Source organism: Okeania sp. SIO2F4 (genome assembly GCF_010672385.1).
In the GTDB taxonomy this organism is placed as follows: domain Bacteria; phylum Cyanobacteriota; class Cyanobacteriia; order Cyanobacteriales; family Microcoleaceae; genus Trichodesmium.
The window spans coordinates 1-1612 of record NZ_JAAHGT010001364.1; the positions used below are offsets into that span (position 1 = coordinate 1).

General features: G+C 38.7%; 2 protein-coding genes. Both read right to left on the reverse strand.

The window, feature by feature from the left end:
• Nucleotides 1–2: 2 nt before the first annotated feature.
• Nucleotides 3–704, reverse strand: a complete 702-nt coding sequence (locus F6K22_RS40435; RefSeq protein WP_293110753.1) for a 4Fe-4S binding protein — start codon at nucleotides 702–704, stop codon at nucleotides 3–5.
• A 706-nt stretch (nucleotides 705–1410) separates the two neighbouring features.
• Nucleotides 1411–1612 (reverse strand): EF-hand domain-containing protein (locus F6K22_RS40440; RefSeq protein WP_293110755.1); only part of this gene is annotated, 202 nt, incomplete at its 5' end.

The following is a 1612-nucleotide window of genomic DNA, read 5'->3' on the forward strand; positions in this document are numbered from 1 at the left end:
ATTTAAAACAGCAGTATTGGGTTTTCTTCGTGAGCCCAAGCCCCCGATAAATAATAATCCCAGGCACCCGCATAAAGATAGTAATAGAAAAAATACCCAATTGTAATGCCAACATAGCCGTAGTAGAGCATTTGCTGCTGCGGGTTGTCTATTTCATCCCAATAGGACTTTTCGGCATCTATATCAATACAAGGACTTTGACAAGCAACGCAGGCACTCAACTCTTTACCATCAGGACTTACCGTCCGACACATGGACTGCGTAATGGGTTGGCGATCGCCTTTGTGAGCAGTACTGTTGAGCAATGCTCTTGGTTGTGCATAAATCTTTTGTACAGGAGCCATCGGACAAATATACTGACACCAAGACTTACCACCATAGAGGAAACCGACCGTTAGTGCTGCAAGAATGGTGAATGTTAAAAACAAACCTAAAGCCAAACGATCGGAGTTGACGAAAAGAATGCGGTTACACAACCCTAGAAAGAAAAGGGCAAATTGTAGGGAAAGATGATTCCGAGCTAGCCATGAATTTTTGGCGACTTTGACCAATTCCTTGCGTACTTTCCCCGTTCTCGGATTGACGCGGGTGCGTTTACGTTCCCATCCCAAGGCACGAGGAATTTGTGAAATAAAGGATAGGGGACAAATTCGTCGCCAAAATTCGTGTCCTAACACAAACAACATGAAAACACCAGAAGGCACGATCATACCCCAAAAAATAGAAGCTCCCATCGGATAGGGTATCTCTTCAAGGCATTTTCCTTGTACCAGGACGCAGTTTTCTATATTGAGTCTGAAGGGACTTAGTGCATTGGAAGGTTCTGTTAGCTGACTGGATATTGGATCGTAGAATAGTGAAACAATTAGGAGGCACCAACCCAGGGTCAGTGCCCATCGTATTCGATGGATTTTGGTTTCAGAAATATTACCTAGCATCACTCAATTTTTTTTTTCTCAAGCAAAATATTTTTTTTAGCACTTAACCATATCTTTATTACTACTACTATACTGAAATAAATATTGTATCCAAATTAACCTAAAAGCAATTTTTAATTGGCTGGAATTGATATCAATCTTACCCTATAGACACTAAAGAATATTAAAGAATATTAAGCAGAGTTATTGCATCGATATTATTGCTCAAGCCATACTACGAAGCTCTAATTATAACTATTCAACCGGACATGATATTATTTGATACTTTGCGTAAGTCTTATTCATGAAAACTGCTATAGCAATTTCCATCCTGATGAGGTACGCGCATTCCTTTGTTTTAGGGAACACTTAACTGGGAACACTTAACACTTAACAGGGAATAGGGAATAGAAAAGAAATAAAAATAGGTGTACCTCCAACGACCTGAGAAACGCTATATAATTTATGGAATTAGACACTAATCAATTTTGGCCTAAGATTTCAAGGATTTAAATACTGCTTGAAACTCCTCGTAACTGATTAGATCGTCACCACTTGTGTCTGCAGCTTTCATCATATTCTCAATTTGAACATCATTAATATCGGTATCGATACTACGAATATAAGTTTGTAACTCATCTAAACTTATATATCCTGACCTATCTGTATCAATATATTGGAAAACTCTGTAGAGT